This window comes from Oleiharenicola lentus, assembly GCF_051660365.1.
Taxonomy (GTDB): domain Bacteria; phylum Verrucomicrobiota; class Verrucomicrobiia; order Opitutales; family Opitutaceae; genus Lacunisphaera; species Lacunisphaera lenta_A.
Genome location: NZ_JBOZXB010000001.1, coordinates 1,063,179 through 1,083,199, shown reverse-complemented (window position 1 = coordinate 1,083,199; position 20,021 = coordinate 1,063,179). Strand labels below are relative to the sequence as shown.

Annotated in this window: 8 protein-coding genes; 2 read left to right on the top strand and 6 right to left on the bottom strand. The window is 61.2% G+C overall.

Annotated elements, in window-relative coordinates:
• Positions 1 to 19 precede the first annotated feature (19 nt).
• The 6 genes from ACRRQW_RS03955 to ACRRQW_RS03930 form a co-directional block, all read right to left on the bottom strand.
• Positions 20 to 7,138 carry a beta strand repeat-containing protein gene (locus ACRRQW_RS03955; protein ID WP_438479957.1) on the bottom strand — a complete coding sequence of 2,373 codons (7,119 nt, stop codon included), beginning with the start codon at positions 7,136 to 7,138 and terminating at the stop codon, positions 20 to 22.
• A gap of 272 nt (positions 7,139 to 7,410) precedes the next feature.
• On the bottom strand, positions 7,411 to 8,946 hold the full coding sequence (locus ACRRQW_RS03950) for a HAMP domain-containing sensor histidine kinase (protein ID WP_438479956.1): 1,536 nt from the start codon (positions 8,944 to 8,946) through the stop codon (positions 7,411 to 7,413).
• Positions 8,947 to 8,999: 53 nt separating this feature from the next.
• A complete protein-coding gene (locus tag ACRRQW_RS03945) occupies positions 9,000 to 9,734 on the bottom strand; it encodes a response regulator transcription factor (protein WP_438479955.1) in 735 nt (244 codons plus the stop codon).
• Positions 9,735 to 9,919: 185 nt separating this feature from the next.
• Positions 9,920 to 10,375: a response regulator gene (locus ACRRQW_RS03940; protein ID WP_438479954.1), complete on the bottom strand. Its 456-nt coding sequence runs from the start codon at positions 10,373 to 10,375 to the stop codon at positions 9,920 to 9,922.
• On the bottom strand, positions 10,372 to 11,559 hold the full coding sequence (locus tag ACRRQW_RS03935) for a sensor histidine kinase (protein ID WP_438479953.1): 1,188 nt from the start codon (positions 11,557 to 11,559) through the stop codon (positions 10,372 to 10,374). The genes ACRRQW_RS03940 and ACRRQW_RS03935 overlap by 4 nt, the downstream gene beginning before the upstream one ends.
• 18 nt (positions 11,560 to 11,577) lie before the next feature.
• The gene (locus ACRRQW_RS03930) at positions 11,578 to 17,853 is read right to left on the bottom strand and encodes a HAMP domain-containing protein (RefSeq protein ID WP_438482341.1); all 6,276 of its coding nucleotides are present in this window, start codon (positions 17,851 to 17,853) and stop codon (positions 11,578 to 11,580) included.
• 161 nt (positions 17,854 to 18,014) lie between these two features.
• On the opposite strand from ACRRQW_RS03930, the gene ACRRQW_RS03925 reads away from it, so the two are divergent.
• Together ACRRQW_RS03925 and ACRRQW_RS03920 are read left to right on the top strand one after the other, a co-directional pair.
• Positions 18,015 to 18,959 (top strand): YihY/virulence factor BrkB family protein, encoded by a 945-nt coding sequence (locus tag ACRRQW_RS03925; RefSeq protein WP_438479952.1) that lies wholly within the window; start codon positions 18,015 to 18,017, stop codon positions 18,957 to 18,959.
• A 128-nt stretch (positions 18,960 to 19,087) separates the two neighbouring features.
• On the top strand, positions 19,088 to 19,996 hold the full coding sequence (locus ACRRQW_RS03920) for an SDR family oxidoreductase (RefSeq protein WP_438479951.1): 909 nt from the start codon (positions 19,088 to 19,090) through the stop codon (positions 19,994 to 19,996).
• Positions 19,997 to 20,021 lie beyond the last annotated feature (25 nt).

Here is a 20,021-nt window from a genome sequence, read left to right as displayed (position 1 = left end):
GTGGGTTGTCGAGAATGGGCTAAGCGCTTAGCGGGCGTTTTCGATGGACAGCCCACCCGAGGGCGAGGATGCCGATGATCATCGCGTAGGTGGAAGGCTCGGGGATAGCGGCGGCGGTGAAGTTGAGGTTTAGGTCGCGGTTGCTGTTGCCGAGGGCGAGATTCCACGAGCCGCCGTTGAGGGCGTTGGTGAAGCTGGTGGAGTTGATCGTGAACGCGCCGGCGTCGAAGCCGATGATGCCGCCGGTGGCGCTCGCGATGGTGTAAGAGGAATTCGCGGCGGAATTAAAATTCACGACGTCGCCGGCGGTGTTGTTGGCGAGGAGTGAGGCGAGGGTGAGCGTGAACTTATTTCCGGACGTCGCGGCGATCGTGAGTGGTCCGGAGACGCTGAGCAGATCGTAACGCGTGCCCGCGCCGGTTGCCGGGTTGGCGGCGTCGTTGATTTCCCAGACGTAGGTTGCGCCGCCGTTCCAGGTTTCGCTGCCGGTGGCGAGCGCGCCGGGTGAATTGCCGGGTGCGAGCGTCGCGCCGGAGTTGAGTGTGAGTGCCCCGAGGGTGCCGGTGCCGCGAATCGTGCCGCCGGACTGCACGGTGGTCGCGCCGGTGAAGGTTGCGCCGGAGGTGTTGAGCGCACCGCCGCTGGCGACGATCATCGTGCCGCCGACCGTGCCGGAATAGTTTATCGCGGTGGAGAGCGTCTGCGTGCCGGTGTAATTCGCGAGGCCGGTGAGCGAGCCGCCGCGCACGTCGAGGGCGTTGCTGACGGCTTGGTTGGCGAGGTTGAGCGTGCCGGTGTTGACGCGCACGGTGCCGGTGCCAAAGGCGCTGGCGCTGCCGGCAGTGAGCGTGCCGAGATTCAGCGTGGTCGTGCCGACGTAAGTATTGTTGCCGGAGAGGATCCAATTGCCTGAGCCGCCCTTGGTGACGTTGCCGTTGTCCATGATGGTGCCGCTCAATTCGACGGTGGTGGCGTGGTTGACGCCGAGGGTGCGGTTGACCAGGCGGACCGTGCCGGCGCCCGCGACGGAACCGACGGTTTCGTCGCCGCCGAAAATGGAGAACGAGGCACCGCTGGCGATGTTGACCAGGGAGCTATCGCCCAAGGCGTCACCCGCGGAACTCAGCACGAAAACGCCCTGATTGATTTGCAGCGTGCCATGGAAGTTAGCGGATGCGCCGCTGAAGCTGAGGTTGCCCGCGCCGTTTTTGACGAGGGTGCCGGTGCCGGAGGCGACGCCGGCGAAGGATGAAACCGTGCTGCGGTCGAATCGCACCGTGGCAGTGGCCGCGATCGCGAGAGTGCTGCTGGCGAGCGATCCCGTGGTGCCGCCGGTGCCGATTTGCAGGGTGCCCTCGGAAACCGTGGTGCTGCCGGTGTAAGTATTGGCCTCCGTGAGCGTGAGCGTGCCGCCCCCGGTTTTAGTGAGAGCGCCGGTGCCGGAAATCACTCCCGAGAAAGCGACAGCGTCGGAGCGATTAAAGGTGAGCGTGCCGCCGTTGATAATGCTGCCCGCGAGCGACCCGGTCGTGCCGCCATTGCCGATTTGCAGCGTGCCCGCGGAAATCGTGGTCGCGCCCGTGTATGAGTTGGTGCCGGATACGATGAGAGTGCCGGCGCCAGATTTAGTCAGGCTGCGCGCGCCGCCCGATTCACTGATGATCCCCGAAAGGGCGAGGGTGCCGTCAGCGACGCCGATCACGCTGTCCGCGTTCAGCGTAATTGCGCCGGCGAAAGAAGAAGTGCCGTTGCTCGACAAGGCGCCGGCGTTGCCCACGCCCGTGCCGGCGAGTGACAACGCCTCGCTGCCGATGGCGACGCTGTTCAGGTTGAGCGTGGCGCCAGCGTTGACCGTGGTGTTTGCGGCCGTGGTGCCGAGTGCGTTGCCATGCTTCACGCTGACAGTGCCGGCGCTGACGGTGACCGCCCCCGTGTAGGTGTTATTACCTGAGAGGGTGAGCGCGCCCGTGCCGATTTTTGTGAAAGAACCGGCACCGGAGAGAACGCCGCCCAGAGTGAGATTGCCGATGCCGCCGAGTTGATGGGCACCGCTCAAAGTGAGGCCGTTGAAAAACGATGCGTTGCTGGCCACGGCATTGCTGACGAGGCGGCTGTTGGCGCCGTCTTTGAGGAGAATGGAATTCGCGCGCACGCCGGCCTGGCCGTTGAGATCGAGGATGCCGTTCCACAGTTCGATGTTTTCGGTGGCGGCTGCGAGGGCGTTGGCATTGCCGAGCTTGACGGTGCCCGCAGCTCCGGTGGTTGCGTGGCCGATGACGACCTGAGTGTGGTCAGTGAGATAAACGGTGTTGTTAACGCCATCGAGGGTGACGGTGGCCGCGTTATGGCCGCCGATCCAGAGTTGCGCGGACGTAGAGCTGCCGTTTAGCGTCGCGGCGTAAGTGCCGGATTGAAGATAAGTGGCGGCGTTGTTCGTGAGGGTGCCGGCGGTGATGTTGCCCACGAGGCGATTGGCGGCGCTGCCCAGGCCGTTCACCGTTTGGGCGGTGCCGTTGAGATCGAGGGAAGAGCCATTGGTGAGAAAAACGGCGCTGGAGCTTGAGAGGCGATTGGCGCCTTGGACGGCGAGCGTGCCGCTGGCAACGGTCGTGGCCCCGGTGTAGGTGTTAGTTCCGCTCAGAATCAGCGTGCCGGTGCCGAGTTTGGAGAGGCCGAAGGAACCGCCGAGATTTTCTCCGAGCGTGAGCGGGCCGCCCGCGGCGTTGGTGAGGTCGAAACCAACCGCCGAGCCGGTCGCGAAATTTCCGCTGTTGGCGAGTAGCGCGATTTCCGCAGTCGTAAACTCACCCGCGCCGCCGACATTGAAGGCAGCGGTGGCACCGGATGAGACGGTGAGTTTCGCGGCGTTGGTGGAGTTAATCGCGCCCGCGTAGAACGCGGTTGGCTTGGCAAATTGCAGCGTGCCGGCGGCGACCGTGGTGCCTCCCGTGGAGGTGTTGGTGCCCGAGAGGGTGAGCGTGCCCGCGCCTTGCTTGATCAGTAAACCGCTGCCTTGAATCGTGCCGGCAAACGTTTTGTGAGCGCTCTGGTTGACGGTGAGCGAGCGCCCGGTGTTGCTGAATAATTGAACGGCCCCGCCGGTGCCGGAGAGTGAATTGATCGTGTAGTTGTAGTCGGCGCTCAAATCCAGCGTGCCGCCGTTGACGATGATCTCGGAAGAGCCGGCGAGGCCGTAGGGATATTCGATTTTGAGCGTGCCGTCTAAAATCGTCGTGCTGCCGCTGTAGTAAGAATCTGCGGTTGAAAATAAATAGAGCGTGAGCTTACCGGTGCCGGATTTAACGAGCGAAGCCGCGCCGCCGAGGCGGTTGTTGTTAATGCGATCGCTGTCGGAGTTGTAGGTGTAAACGGCTCCGCTGTAACTCTGCACAAAGCCGATGCCGGAGAGACGGGAAATCTCGAAGCCGAATCCGCGGGTTTGGAGGTAGGTGTCGCGTTCGAGATAGACATTGCCGGTCGTGCCGAGCGCGTTGGCGTGGCCGAGGTCGATCGCCCCCCAAGTAAGATCCAGTCCACCGGTGAACGTGTTGTTGCCACTGAGCGTGATGGTGCTGGGCGCCGCTTTGCGGAGGCTGCCGGTGCCGGTGATTACCCCGGAGAACGTCGTGTTGCGTCCGCCGATTCCGTCGAGAAGGGTGAGCCGGTTGCTGCCAAGATCCAAGGTGCCACCGGAGCCGGAAAGAGTATTGATGGTGTGTTCGCCGCCCAGCACGACGGTGCCGCCGTTGATTGTGAGGGCGCGATTCTCAGGGAGAACGTTGGTGCCGTTTAGATGGAGAGTGCCGGCGTTGACGGTGGTGCCGCCGGTGTAGCCGTTGCCGCGTGTGAGCGTCAGGGTGCCGGTGCCGGATTTGGTGAGCGACGCGCTGCCGACGAGTTGCACGTCCACCGTCGCGGAGTTGCTGGAATGGTAGGTGTAAGCGCCGCTGCCATCCAAGACGCCGGTGCCGGACAAGCGCGTGAGGTCGAAGCCGTAGGTCGATGAGTTGAGCGTGCCACCGGTGATCGCGACCGGGCCGGAGCCAACCGCGTTGGCGTGGCCAAGTGTGAGCGTGCCGGCGGTGATGATGGTGCCGCCAGTGTAGGTGTTGTTGCCGGAGAGCGTTTGCGTGCCCGTGCCGGCTTTGGTGAAGGAGCCGATATTGTTCGCGTCGGTGTTGGCGAGGATGCCGGAAAACGTGCCCGAGCCGTTGTCGACGCCGAACGTGAACGTGGTGTAGTCCGCGCCGTTGTAACCCGAGGTGATCGTGCCGCTGCCGGTGAGCGCGTCGACGCGGACATTCGATTCGACGCCATTGAAGGTCGCGCCGGAAGCGACGTTGATATCGGCGCGGTTGTTGAGCCAATTTTCATTCGCGTGCGAGCCGCCGCCGAAACTGCCGGCCTGGACATCAATCACGCTGCCGCTGCTCAACGCGAACGTCGCCGCGGAGCCACCCCAACGGATCTCGCCGGTGCCGGTTTTCCGCAAGGTGCCGGCGCCGGTGAACGTCGAATTGTTCGCATAGTCGCGAGCGGTGTCGCTGGTGAGTTCGAGCACGGCACCGGAATTGACGGTGAACGTGGATGGCGCGGCGTGGCCGGTGAGCACCAGCGTGCCCGCGGAAATCGTCGTGTTGCCGGTGTAGGTGTGGTCGGCGGAAAGCGTGAGCACGCCCGAGCCAATTTTGGTGAGACCGATCGAACCGCCGATCGTGCTCCCGTAGGTGAAGGCGCCGCCGGTGGCATTGGTGATGTCGATGCCGAGCGCGCTGGCGCTGGTGTAACCGAAGAGTGAGTCGAGATGCGATGCGGTAAACTCGCCCGTGCCGCCGACGTTGAACGCCGCGAGCGCGCCGGGAGCGACGGTGAGTCGGGCGATGGTGTGGCTGTCGATGACGCCGTTGTAGAACGCGGATGGTTTGGCGAACTGTAGCGTGCCGGCGGCGACGGTGGTGTTGCCCGTGTAGGTATTGGTGCCGGCAAGCGTGAGCGTGCCTGCGCCGGCTTGAGTGAGTATGCCCGAACCGCTGATGTTGCCGCTGTGGGTGAGCGCGTTGGTGCGTTTGAAGACGAGCGCGGCGTCGTTCACGATGTTGCCGGTGAATGAACCGGTCGTGCCGTTATTGCCGATCTGCAACGTGCCGCTCGCCACGGTCGTGGTGCCGTTGAGCGTGCTGGCGCCAGTGAGCGCGAGCACGCCGCCGCCGAGCTTGGTCAAATGATGCGAACCGGCGAGATTGCTCGCGTAGACAAAGGCGCCTCCCGTGGCGTTGGTCGTGTCGATGCCGAACGTCGTGCCAGCGCCGAAGCGACCGCGCAAAAGATCGAGATTGGCTGAGGTGAATTCGCCGGTGCCGCCGACGTTGAAGTGCGCCGCGGCGCCGGTGGCCACGGTGAATTTGGTGACACTCGAGCTGTTAATCGTGTTGGTGTAAAAGGCGGACGCTTTGGCGAAGCGCAGCGTGCCGCTGGCCAGCAGGGTATCACCGGTGTAGGTGTTGGCGCCGGAAAGAATGAGCGTGCCGGTCGGATTCGTGCCGTCGGCAAATGTGATTCCGTAACTGCCGTGGATGCCGTTGGAAATTTCGGAACTACCTCCTGGGATGAAATCGGGATTGGCGGAGGTGAGCGTGATATTATTGGTGAGCGAGATGGCGCCGGCGAGAGTGGTGGAGCGTCCGAGCGTAAAGTCGCCAGCGATGGTCAGCGCATTGTTGAGGGTGCGCGAACTGCCGGAGGCGCGAAGGTTGCCGCCGTTGATCGTCAAGCGACCACTGCCGAGGGCGTTGTCGGCGCCCAAACCGAGCGTGCCGGCGTTGAGGATCGTGCCGCCCGTGTGAGTGTTGGCATTGGTCAGCGTGAGCGTGTTGTCGCCGGTTTTGGTGACTGCACCGCTGCCGGAAATCACATTGGAAAAGGTGACCGCGTCCGAGCGATTGAAGAGCAGCGTGCCATTGTTAACGACGTTGCCAACGATGGAGCCCGTGGTGCCGCCGGCGCCGAGTTGCAACGTGCCACTCGAGATCGTGGTGCCGCCGGTGTAAGTGTTGTCGGCGGTGAGGCGCAAAAGTCCGGCGCCGTTTTTAGTGAGCGAGCCTGAACCCACGATCGTCGAAGTAATGTCGAGATCCACAGCTGCGGTGCCGTTGGCGACAGTCAGGGTGGCGGCCGCAAGTTCGAACTCGTGCGCATCGATGAGTGCGCTGGTCGCGTTCGCGTTGGTGGTGAGCGTGCCATTGAGGAGATAGCGGCCGTTGCTATTTTTGTCGGTGAGGCGTCCGCCGGTCAGGGTGACGTTTTGCAACGTCGTGCGCTGGCCGGCGGTGCCGTCCGTGGTGAGCGTGCCGCCGTTGACCACGAGCCGGGCTGCGCCGCCGCCCCAACCGAGCGCGTCGCTGCCATTGACTTGAAGGGTGCCGCCGGAATTAACCGTCACCGCGCTGTTCGCGGCAAAGGTGCCTTGCTCGCCGGTCGCGGCCGCGATCACGGTGCCCGCGTTAATGGTCGTGCCGCCGGTGTAAGTGTTTTTGCCCGAGATAATGATCGCCCCGATGGGATTGGTGCCTTCGGCGAAAGTGAGCCCGTAATTTCCGCTGATAATTCCCGAGAGAGTGGAGGTGCTGCCGGAAGAGGTGTCGGGATTCGCGGAGGTGATGATGATATTGTTAGTGAGCGAAATCGGACCGGAGAAATTGGTGGCGCGGCCAAGCGTGAAATTGCCGGCGAAAATCGTGGTGTTTGCGATGGTTCGCTCTGCATTCACCGCGCGAATGCCGCCGCCGTAGATCGTGAGCACACCGGAACCCAGCACCGAATTTCCGCCGAGGCCGAGCGTGCCCGCCGAGAGCGTGGTGCCGCCCGAGTGAGTGTTGTTGCCGGCGAGGGTGAGGGTGCCGTCGCCGGTTTTGAGCACGTTGCCGGAGCCACTGATGGCGCCATTTTCGGTGGCCACGCCGAAATCCATATTGACCGTCAGCGTAGTTGCCGAACCGAAAAAAGTTTCCGTGCTGCGGTCGGCGTGACTCGTTTGCTGGTCGAAATAATTGACGGTCGTCTGTGCGCGAAGGCGCAACGTGGTAAAAAACGTGAGGCCGAGAGTCACGAGAAGAGCGAGGCCGAAGCGGAGCGGGTGCATACGAATGCCAATGTCATGCGACAGCGACGCCGCTCCCAGTATCTTAACCTTTCCTTAACACAGCGCGGAAAGGCGCCGACTGTGGGTAGGGCCCGATCTCCGAGCGGGCCGAGCTTTGGATGAAAACTACCGAATAAAATGTGGAAATCAGGAACTCAGGAAAGCCATCCACTGAATCGTTCCCGCCTTCCTGATTTCCACATTCCCCCTGTATCGAGGTAGGGGCGGTTATCCTTAACCGCCCTCGGGTTGCTCGGAGATCGGGCCCGACCTTAGGCGGAGGGCAAACTGATTTCGGCGATGAAGCCATGAGGCGTTGCGGCGCGAAAAATTACTTCGCCGCCGCACGCGGTGACGCAGGTGCGCACAATGGCGAGGCCGAGGCCATGGCCGGGTTGATCCGGCGCGGTGGCTTGGCCACGGAAAAAAGGTTCACCGAGATTGGTGAGCAATTCAGGCGCCACACCGAGACCGTTATCGGCGAGCGTGAGCACCACGCGGTCGCGAGCGGCGTGGGCGGTGATCGCGAGTAAGGCTTCGCCGGGCGTGTGACGGAGAAAATTGCGCACGAGATTCGAGAGCGCGCGTTCGAGGAGTTTCGCGTCGGCCCGCGCGGAAATGGTCTCTGGAATCGTGAGCGTGGTGCGCGTGGTGGCGTTTTCCTCGGCGATGATTTTTTCGACAAACGGTTTCAGGGCGAGCGTGGCGGGCGCGGCGGTTGCGCCGGTTTTTCCGGTGCGGGCGTAGTCGAGGAGTTCGTTCACGAGCGCGAGTGTGCTGTCGAGTTCGCGATACACTTGTTCGGCGGCGGGGCGTTGCGCGGGATCGCGTTCGGCATTTTCGGCGAGAATGCCGACGGCAAATTGCAGGCGGGCGAGCGGCGCGGTGATCTCGTGCGCGACGTCGCCGATGAAACGCCGCTGGCCGTTCGTGTGTTCGGCGAGACGGCGGCTGAGTTCGTTGATGGAAAGCGCGAGCCGGCCGATTTCGTCGGCGGGACCGGGTTCGAGGCGCACATCGAAATTGCCCGCGGCGATGCGCGCCGTCGCGGCGGTGGCGCGGTTCAGGCGGCGCGTGATCCACCAAATCGGCAGCGCCCAGAAAACGAGCGAGCAAAGCGTGAGCGTGACCAACGGCGTGACCAGCGGCGCGAGGGCGAGGTTGCCCAGGGCCCGCCACGGTGAAGCCGTGCGCAGGATCAAGGAGGAGCGCGGCGGCACGAACGAATCCTCCGGACTCGGAATCGGCACGCGGAGGATGATCCAGTAGAATTTCGGATCGCGCGAGACGAAGCCCTGCAACTTAGAGCCGAGGCGTCCCGGCGGACGTTGTCCCGCGGCGACCGGCCGGCGTTGCGGGCCGCCGAAATATTCCTGCGTGGCTCGGGCGACGCGCTCGGGGTTGGGCGCTTCGGGAGGACGTCCGCCGCCGGGTGGGCCGCCGCTTTGACCACCGCCGGGCGGCGAGTGCATTAAAAGAATTTCCGGTGCCAGGGCGAACGCGTCGCCCGCGAGGCGCTGACCTTCGCGACCGGTGACGAGTTGCGCGTCCAGGTTCATCTGCGTGCGGATTTTTGTGAGCACGGTTTCAACGTCTGCAACCGAGTGCGCGTTTTGAAATTCCGGCTCGAACCCCGTGAGGTAAACAAACACCGGATCGCCGACTTCACCGTCGAGCAACGCGCGCCAGCCGAAGCCGAGTTTTTCGTTGATGAACCACACCGAGGTGCACGCGGCGAGAATGAGATAAATCAAACCCCACAGCGCGAGCTGGCGGTAGAGGGAAAAATTATCTCGGGACGGAGGCACAGTGGTGAAAGTGGCGCGAGCGCGGCGGCGTTGTCGGGCAAATTAACCAAGTCTTAACACAACGCGCCCGATTTTTCGCCGACCCACTCATAACCCGCGCCGCGCACCGTGCGGATGTAGCGTGGATTCTCCGCGGCATCGCCGAGCTTTTTTCTTAACGCAAAAATGTGCACATCGATCGAGCGATCGAAGAGTTCGAATTCGCGGGAACGCGCGCGTTCCACCAGCTCGGCGCGGGTCAGCACGGTGCCAGTTGATTTGATCAAGCTCACGAGCACGGCGAATTCCGCGGCGGTTAATTCAAGCGGCTGGCCGGCGTGGGTGACGCGATGGCCCGCGAGATCGATCCGCAAATCGCCGGAGATGAGCGGGGCCGCATGGGCCGGCTTGAGCGCGGCCGTTTCCGCGTGACTCGGCCGCGAGCGACGCAGCACCGCCTCAAGGCGCGCGCGGAGTTCCCGTTGAGAAAAAATCTTCGGCACGAAATCATCGGCACCGTGATCGAGTGCGGCGATGCGATCAGATTCGTCGTTGCGGGCCGTGAGCATCACCACCGGCACGGGCGAGGTGGCGCGGATTTTTTTCAAGACCTCGTAGCCACCAAGTCCCGGTAATGAAACGTCGAGGAGCACGGCGTCCCACGTTTCCGCGGTCGCGCGCCCCGCGCCTGTTTCCCCGTGGTGACAAGCGCTCACTTCAAAGCCGTGCGGCCGCAAATAATCCCCGATCAGCGCGCAAAGGGTGCGATCGTCATCGATCAACAGAAGGCGACGCGGGCTCGGAGGCATGCACCGGGCAGCTTTGGAAATGCGTCACCAAGGGCAAGCAATTGCACGCCGCCGGTCGCGCGTGGAGGTTCAGAGAATCAACGCGACGGCGTTGATGGCAGCGATGGATCGCGAGATTGAGAGCGCGACGTGAAGCTTATTTCTTTGGGATCACAGGCGCTAAGTTTGCCTGAGAACGCCCAGCCTTACGGCTTATTTCTGTTCAGGTGCTCCGGAAACCTTACTTGGTTGTAGGTCAGCCAAAAACTCGCAATCGAAGAGACCATCGTGACGAAGCTCTCGAAGTCCGGGGGTTTTGCCAGATAAGCATTCGCTCCCAGTTCATAGGCGCTCGATACGTCACTCGTGTTTTTGGACGCGCTGAGGATGACTATAATCGGCTGGGCACCCTGGCCTGTGCGGATGCGTTTGAGCACATCCAGTCCTTTCACGCGCGGCAGTTTCAGATCCAACAGCACCAAATGAGGAAACGGAAAATTTTCGCCGTGGGAGAAATTTCCAATGCCTTCCAAGTAATCGATCGCTTGCTGTCCGTCCGACGCGACGTGCACAGGAGCCATTATTCCCAATCGCTTCAAAGCCCGCTTAAATAAGAAGACGTCGTTGTCATCATCCTCGACCAAAAGAATTGTCCGGTTCATGCGGAAGCGGCCTTCAGTTGAAACCAGAAACGGCTGCCATGACCGAGTGCCGATTCAAAACCGTAGCGCCCGTTCATCCGTTCGACCGCCTTTCGCACAATGGCGAGGCCCACGCCGGTGCCTTCGTATTCGGAGGGCGCATTCACTTGTTCGAACAGATTAAAGATGCGCTGGTGGTTTTCGGGCGCGATGCCAATGCCGTTGTCTTCAACCCAGATGCACACTTCGTCTTCGCGGGGCTCCGCCCAGATTCTCACGCGAGGATGTGTGCCGGCCGGCTGAAACTTCACCGCATTGCCGACGAGGTTGGAAAAACATTGGGTGAGAAACGCTTCGTTCCCAGAGACGCGTGGAAGCGTGCCATCGATAAAAACCGTCGCACGCGGCGGCAGCCAGTCGGGATAAGTCGCGATCATGTCGTGCGCGAGACGGTCCAGGTCGATCGGTTGGAGGAGCGTCGTCGCCCGGAGAATTTTTGTGTAGCTCAGCACGTCCTGAATGAGCCGGTCCAGTCGCGTGGCGGAGCTCGCGATGCGGCGCAAATATTCCAAACCTTCTTCATCCAGACGATCCGCATGCTCCGCCCGCAGGATGTGAGAAAATCCCTGCATCGCCCGCAGCGGCGCGCGCATGTCATGCGCGATGCTGTAGGAAAACGCCTCCAGCTCCTGCACCATTTCGTGCAACTCCGCGGTGCGCTCGCTTTTGATTCGATTGGCTTCTTGCAGCGCGGCTTCGACCAGCCGGCGTTCGGCGATCTCTGATTGAAGCGCGAGGTTGGCGAGTTTGAGTTCGCGGTTTTTCCGATACAGCTCGACGAAGGCCGCCACCTTCGAGCGCAGGATCGCGACGTTGAGGGGCTTCGTGACGTAGTCGACAGCACCGGCGCCGTAGCCGGTTAAAATGTCTCCTTCCGCGTCGTGATGCGCGGAGAGGAAGATGATCGGCACATCGCGTGTTTTTTGACGCTCCTTGATTGCGCGCGCGAGTTCGATGCCGTTCATCTCGGGCATTTCCACGTCGAGCACGATCAACGCGAATTCTTTGTTGAGCAGTGCGATCATCGCGTCACGAGCCGACGTGACGGAGGTGAGTTTGTAGTCGGGCAACGTCAACAGGCTTTCCAACGCGACGAGATTTTCGCGTTGGTCGTCCACCAGCAGCAGATTTAGGGAAGCGTCCATGACGTGGTGCGGCGCGCTTTAACGGTAGAGCCAGATGCGCAGCAGCGAGAGGAGGTGCTCGGTGTTAATCGGCTTTGAAAGGTAGTCGGAAGCGCCGGCCTCGAGACATTTCTCGCGATCGCCCTTCATTGCTTTGGCCGTGACGGCGAGAATCGGCAGCGCGCGGTATTGGGGCTTCTTGCGGATTTCGGCCATCGTCTCGTAACCGTCCATTTCCGGCATCATGATGTCCATCAAGACCACGGCGAGATCCGGCGTGCTTTCGATTAACTCAATCGCTTGCCGGCCATTCGTCGCGCTGAGGATTTCCATCGAGGCCCCTTCCAGCACGCTGGCCAGGGCGTAGATGTTGCGCGCGTCGTCGTCCACGATGAGCACTTTGCGTCCTTTCAGGATATCGTTCGAGTGATGCAGGCGGTCGATGACCTGTTGTTTCTCAAGGGGGAGTTCCTTGATTGAGCGGTGGAGGAAGAGCGCCGTCTCATCCAGCAGGCGTTCAGGTGAACGCACGTCTTTTAGCACGATGCTCTTGGCGGTGAGATGGATTTTTTTCTCCTCGGACGTGGTGAGATCTTTGCCGGTGAAAACGATGATCGGAATATTATGCAACGCGGGCTCCGCCTGGATTTTTTCCAGTAATTCGAAACCCGTCATGTCCGGCAGTCGCAAGTCCAGCACTACACATTCGAACGGGCGGTCGAGCAGGACCGCGAGCGCTTCCCCGCCAGTCGCCACGCCCGTGATTTCGATATCGTCGTGTTTGAGGAGGTCGATGACGGCCTCGCGCTCCCGGTCGTTATCTTCGACCACCAATAGCCGCTTGGTATGCGGCTGGAGAAACACCGAGAGCCGGTCGAAGGTCGCCTCGAGATGTTCGGCGGTCGTCGTTTTCCACAGGAAACTAAAAGCGCCGCGGTCAAGTCCGAGCATGCGCTCCTCTTCCACCGACATGATTTGCACGGGAATATGCCGCGTGCCGGGATCGTGTTTGAGATTGTTCAGCACCGTCCAGCCGAGCATGTCGGGCAGGAAGACGTCCAGAAAGATGGCGGAAGGTTGAATCTCCCGCGCCAGCGCGAGACCGACCTGGCCCCGTTGTGAAACCACCACCTTAAAGCCCTTGGCGCGTCCGACATCGCGCAAGTGCCGAGCATAGTTCGCATCGTCTTCGATCACCAGCAACGTGCGCTCGCCGGGCTGAAGCGTTCCGCTGTCGTCGTCGACTTTTTCAATGACCGCCGGTGTGGCGGGCGTGGATGCACTCGATCTCCCTTCCGGTTCGATTCGCTTGGTCTGAACCAGATCCGGCGCGGGGCCGGTGTAGTGCAGTGGCAGGTAGAGCGTGAATATACTGCCCTTGTTGGGGGTGCTCACCAGGCGGATTTCTCCTCCCAGCAACGTGCTCAATTCGCGGCTGATCGCGAGGCCGAGGCCAGTGCCGCCGTATTTGCGACTGGTGCTGGCGTCCGCTTGTTGGAATGCCTCGAAGATCAAACGTTGTTTGTCCGGCGCAATGCCGATGCCGGTGTCGGTCACTTCGAAGGCTACGACCAGCGGTGAGCGGCTCAAGATATGGTGGGAGCGATTCCAGCCGGATTTCGGCAGGAACACACGCGCGGTGACCTGGCCCTGGTGCGTAAACTTAAACGCATTGGAGAGCAGGTTTTTCAAAATCTGCTGCAGGCGCTTTGAGTCCACGGTGAGTTTCGGCGGGAGATCGGCATCGAACTCGACGACGAAAGGCAGGTTGCGCGACTCGGCGACGTGGCGGAAATTGCGCTCAATAGTGTCGTGGACATTCCGGAAGGTCACTTCCTCGGCCTCGACCGAAACGGTGCCGGACTCGATCTTGGAAAGATCGAGAATGTCGTTGATCAGGTTGAGCAATTCGCTGCCGGCTGAGTGAACATTCTTCGACCACTCGACTTGTTTTTCGGTGAGGTTACCGCCCGCGTTGTTGGTCAGCTGCTGTCCGAGAATTAGGATGCTATTGAGTGGCGTGCGCAGCTCGTGCGACATGTTCGCGAGGAACTCGGATTTGTATTTGGAGGTGAGGGCGAGTTCGGCGGCCTTTTCTTCGAGCGCGTGGCGGGCCTGTTCGACTTCGTTGTTCTTGCGCTCCACTTCCACGTTTTGGTCGGCGAGCTGTTTGGCTTTGTCGGCGAGCGCCTGATTGGTGTTTTGCAGTTCGGACTGCCGGGTCTGGAGCTCCGCCGTGAGTTCCTGCGACTGCTTCAAGAGTTCGTCGGTGCGCATGTTCGCTTCGATCGTGTTGAGCACGACGCCGATGCTTTGGGTCAGCTGCTCGAGGAAGCTCAAGTGCGCGGGGGTGAAGGCGTGCAGCGAGGCCAGTTCGATGACCGCCTTGGTTTCGCTTTCAAACAACACAGGCAAAACGATGACGTGGCGCGGGGCCGCCTCGCCCAGGCTCGAATGCACGCGGATGTAGTCTGGCGGCGCGTCGTTGAGGAGAATGCCGCGCTTTTCCAAAGCGCACTGCCCGATCAAGCCCACGCCCACCGCAAAGCTTTGCGGTTCACGGTGACGCCCGCCCGTCGCGTAACTCGCGAGCAAGTGCAGCTGTCCGCCGGCCTGGCCGGGCGAATCTTCGTCGATGCCGGACATTTGATAGATGGTGCCGCGCTGCGCGTTTACGACGGAAGCGAGTTCCGACAGCAGCGTTTGGCCGACGGTCACCAGATCGCGCTGGCCCTGCAACATGCCGGTGAAGCGCGCGAGATTCGTCTTGAGCCAGTCCTGCTCCTGGTTGCGCAACGTCGTTTCGCGCAAGTTGCCGATCATGGTGTTGATGTTATCCTTCAACTCGGCGACTTCACCGCGCGTTTCGACGCTGATGGAGCGCGTGAGATCGCCCTTCGTCACCGCGGTCGCCACGTCGGCGATCGCGCGCACCTGCGTCGTGAGATTGGCCGCGAGGAGATTCACGTTACCCGTCAAATCCTTCCATGTGCCCGAAGCGCCCGGCACGTGCGCTTGGCCACCAAGACGGCCTTCAACGCCGACCTCGCGCGCCACGTTGGTCACCTGGTCGGCGAAGGTCGCCAACGTGTCGGTCATGTTGTTGATCGTTTCCGCCAACGCGGCGACTTCGCCTTTCGTTTCAACGGTGAGCTTCTGGCGCAAATCGCCGCCGGCGACCGCGGTCACGACTTTCACGATGCCGCGCACCTGGTTGGTCAGATTCGCCGCCATCACGTTCACGGTGTCGGTGAGTTCCTTCCACGTGCCGGCGACGCCTTTCACTTCGGCTTGGCCGCCAAGTTTACCGGCCGTGCCGACTTCGCGCGCCACGCGGGTCACTTCAGCGGCGAAGGAATTCAGCTGATCCACCATGATGTTGACGGTGTCCTTGAGCTCGAGAATTTCGCCTTTCACGTCGACGGTGATCTTGCGGGACAAATCGCCGCGCGCGACCGCGGTGGTTACTTCCGCGATGTTGCGCACTTGGAGCGTGAGGTTGGTCGCCATCGCGTTGACGGAGTCGGTCAAATCTTTCCACGTGCCGCCGACGCCGGGCACGATGGCTTGGCCACCGAGCCGGCCTTCCGTGCCGACTTCGCGCGCGACGCGCGTCACTTCCGAAGCGAACGAGCGCAGCTGCTCGACCATCGTGTTGATGGTTTCCTTGAGCTGCAGGATCTCGCCTCGCACGTCGACGGTGATCTTGCGCGACAAGTCGCCGTTTGCCACCGCGATGGTCACGTCGGCAATGTTGCGCACCTGTGACGTCAGATTGCCCGCCATCGAGTTTACGTTGTCGGTGAGATCCTTCCACGTGCCGGCGACGCCGACGACCTGCGCCTGGCCGCCGAGTTTGCCTTCCGTGCCGACTTCGCGGGCGACGCGCGTCACTTCGGACGCGAACGCGTTGAGCTGATCGACCATCGTGTTGACGGTGTTCTTGAGCTCGAGAATTTCGCCCTTCACGTCGACGGTGATCTTGCGCGACAAATCGCCGCGCGCCACCGCCGTGGTTACTTCGGCGATGTTACGCACTTGGGAGGTGAGGTTGGCGCCCATCGCGTTGACGGAGTCGGTCAAATCCTTCCACGTGCCGGCGACACCGACGACTTGCGCCTGACCGCCGAGTTTGCCTTCGGTGCCGACTTCGCGCGCGACGCGCGTCACTTCAGAGGCAAACGAGCGCAACTGCTCGACCATCGTGTTGATGGTTTCCTTGAGCTGCAGAATCTCGCCGCGCACGTCGACGGTGATCTTGCGGGACAAATCGCCTTTCGCGACAGCGATGGTCACGTCGGCGATGTTGCGCACCTGCGCGGTCAAATTACCCGCCATCGAGTTTACGTTGTCGGTGAGATCCTTCCACGTGCCGGCGACGCCGACGACCTGAGCCTGGCCGCCGAGTTTACCTTCGGTGCCGACCTCGCGAGCGACGCGCGTCACTTCAGAGGCAAAACCGTTCAGCTGATCGACCATCGTGTTGACGGTGTTCTTGAGTTCGAGAATTTCACCCTTCACGTCGACGGTGATCTTGCGGGACAAATCGCCTTTCGCGATCGCGGTCGCGACCTCGGCAATATTGCGCACCTGACCCGTGAGATTGTTGGCCATCGAATTCACGTTGTCGGTGAGATCCTTCCACGTGCCGGCCACGCCGCGCACATCCGCCTGGCCGCCGAGTTTGCCTTCGGTGCCGACCTCGCGCGCGACGCGCGTCACTTCGGAGGCGAAACCGTTCAGCTGATCGACCATCGTGTTGACGGTGTCTTTCAGTTCGAGAATTTCGCCACGCACGTCGACGGTGATCTTGCGCGACAGATCGCCTTTCGCGATCGCGGTCGCCACCTCGGCGATGTTGCGCACCTGACCGGTGAGGTTGTTCGCCATCGAATTCACGTTATCGGTCAAATCCTTCCACGTGCCGGCCACGCCGGTCACCTGCGCCTGGCCGCCGAGTTTACCCTCCGTGCCGACTTCGCGCGCGACACGACTCACTTCGGAAGCGAACGCGTTGAGCTGATCGACCATCGTGTTGACGGTGTTCTTGAGCTCGAGGATTTCGCCCTTCACGTCGACGGTGATCTTGCGCGACAAATCGCCTTTCGCGACGGCGATGGTGACGTTGGCGATGTTGCGCACCTGCGCGGTCAAATTACTCGCCATGAAATTCACGTTGTCGGTGAGATCCTTCCACGTGCCAGCGACGCCGACGACCTGCGCCTGACCGCCGAGATTGCCTTCCGTGCCGACTTCGCGCGCGACGCGCGTTACTTCCGAAGCGAACGAGTTCAACTGATCGACCATCGTGTTGATGGTGTTTTTCAGTTCGAGAATCTCGCCTTTGACGTCGGCGGTGATCTTGCGCGAAAGGTCGCCGCGGGCGACGGCAGTCGTCACCTCGGCGATATTGCGCACTTGTCCGGTCAAGTTACTCGCCATCGAGTTTACCGTGTCGGTCAAATCCTTCCACGTGCCGGCCACGCCCGGCACGATCGCCTGGCCGCCGAGTTTGCCTTCGCTACCGACTTCGCGCGCGACGCGCGTCACTTCGGAAGCGAAAGAACGCAGCTGTTCCACCATCGTGTTGATCGCTTCCTTCAGTTGCAAAATCTCGCCGCGCACGTCGACGGTGATCTTGCGCGACAAGTCGCCGTTCGCGACGGCGATGGTCACGTCGGAGATATTGCGCACCTGCGCCGTCAAGTTGCCCGCCATCTGATTCACGCTCTCGGTCAACTCGCGCCACACACCGCTGACGCCCGTCACCTTGGCCTGGCCGCCGAGTTTACCCTCGGTGCCGACTTCGCGGGCCACGCGCGTGACTTCGGAAGTAAACACGCCCAACTGGTCGATCATCGTATTCACGATGCGCGCGCTGCGGAGGAACTCGCCCTCGAGCGCGCGGCCTTCGACTTCCAGCGCCATCGGTTGCGTGAGGTCGCCCTTCGCCACCGCGCTGATGGTGCGCGTCACTTCAGCGGTCGGCCACACCAAGTCGTCGATGAGCGTGTTGATCGATTCGACCTTGTCGGCCCAACTCCCCGACGCGCCGTGCACTTTGACGCGTTGCTTGAGTCGTCCTTCTTTGCCCACCGCGCGACTCACGCGTGCGGTTTCGTCGCCGAGTTTCGCCGTTAGCGCCGTGATGTCGTTGAGTGTGTCGGCGATTTTTCCATGCACGCCCGTCCAGTCGGAAGGCAGGCGCACGGAAAAATCTCCGCCTTTGAATGCGACCAAGACCCGGAGGATCTCGCGCATTTCCGGACTGACCTCTTCAGTCGAACCGCCAGTCGCGCGCTTGGGTGAAACCATTTCAATGCGTTGCTTCTTGGGGCAAGCCGGGGGATTTTTTTTCATAATCGACCGAGGAGGGTGTGTGCCAATGTTCGAAAACTACGCTAAATCAGTGAGCAAACAACGTGGTGCAAGGCGATGATAATAACCGCTATAGGGAAATTCCCGATAGCCGGAACTTGCCCTGCCAATGCAAGGACTACGAAGGATTGAAGACATGGTTAAAAATCCCTCTGGATGCCGCCAAGGCGTGGAATGCGGATAATGCATTCAAGCATTCGGCTGCCGTCAGTTTCTACACGCTCTTCTCGCTCGCGCCCGTCACGATCATCGTGGTGACCATCGTGGGGTTTTTTCTGGGGAGAGAGCAGGCGAGCCAGCAGTTTCAGACGCAAATTACCCAGCTCATCGGAGCGGCGAGCGCAGAAGTGGTCGCCGCGGCTGCGAAAGCGAGCGAACAAAAAGACGCCACTTGGTTTGCGACCACGGTGGGAATTGTGCTGTTGCTAGTGGGTGCGACCACCGTGTTCGGTCAGCTGCAAGATTCCCTGAATGATATTTGGGGGGTGCGCGCCAAACCTAGCCGCAGTGGGTGGGTGGTCATAATCTTCCAGCGGCTCATCTCCTTTGCGATGGTGCTTACGATTGGGTTCCTGCTTTTGGTTTCTTTAGCGGTTAGCACTGCGTTGACGGCCTTCTTTAAATTATTCGATCAAGGCTTGCTGGCCTCGCCGGCGCTACTCCAAGCGGCGAATCTTGGCGTGGGCCTCCTCGTGATCACGGTGTTGTTCGCGCTCCTTTTTAAGGTGCTGCCTGACGTAAAGCTTCGCTGGCGCGACGTGTGGATCGGCGCATTTATCACGTCATTGTTGTTCAGCTTGGGCCGCTACCTCATCGCGCTTTATCTCGGGCATTCGACGGTTGCTTCAATTTACGGCACGGCCGGTTCGCTCGTGGCGCTGCTGATTTGGGTCTATTATTCCTGCGCGATTCTTTTTTACGGCGTGGAGTTCACCTACGCCTATCGCATGGCCCAAGGCCTGGATGTCGATCCCAAGCCGACGGCGGTGCGAGTGCGCGAACAGATCATCGAAACTAAACGCGGGAAGATGGCTCGTCGCTAAAAGCGATTTGCCGGCGCGTAAGGCATGTGGGGAGAATTCCGGATGCATTAGCTCGGAGAACGTGCGGGAACGTCCCGTCGCTGCGGAACTCCTAGTGGTTCACCGCACAACTCGGGCGAGCTCCTTTTATGAAAAAATCCTCTTTGTCGTCAAAAAAACCGCAGATGCAATCGGAGCCGAAGCTCCCGTTCGCGGTGCAACACCAGCGTGCACCCGGGCTTGAGTCCAAACTGAACCCGAAGCCTCGCTACGCCGCTCCGCGTTACCGTGCGGCCAATAAGCTCGAGGGGAAGATTGCGTTGATTACAGGCGGTGATTCAGGAATCGGTCGATCGGTGGCCGTGCTTTACGCGCGGGAAGGTGCCGACATCGCGATCAATTTTCTCCCGCAGGAAAAATCCGATGCCCGTGAAACCCAGCGCGTGATTGAAGCGTTGGGACGTCGCTGTGTGTTGCTGCCGGGCGATCTTACCAATCCAAAACTCCCCGCTAAACTCATCTCCGCGACTATGAAAGAATTCGGCCAGCTCGACATTCTTGTCTCGAACGCCGCGCACCAGGCGCACAAGGAAAGTGTGGCCGAGCTGACAGAGAAAGAACTCTACCAAACCTATGAGACGAACGTGTTCGCGTGCATCCGGCTCGTGCAAGCCGCGCTTCCGCACCTGCAACCGGGAGCCGCAATCATTGTGACGAGTTCCGAAACCGGGTTGCTCGGTTCGAAAGGGCTGCAGGATTACGCCTCCACCAAAGGCGCACTTAATGCGTTGGTTAAAACGCTTTCGATGGAGTTGGTGGAAAAAGGAATTCGCATCAACGCCGTCGCGCCGGGTCCGATTTGGACGCCGCTCAATCCTTCCGACCGCGGGCGGACGGCGAAAGAAGTGTCGCGATTTGGCGCCGATACGCCGATGAAACGTCCCGGCCAGCCCGAGGAAGTCGCGCCTGCGTATGTGTTCCTGGCTTCGGACGCCGATTCATCTTACATCACAGGTATAGTTTTGCCGGTGATGGGTGGCACCACAGTCGGCGGATAAAAAATGCGTGCCGTTTCGGTGAGCG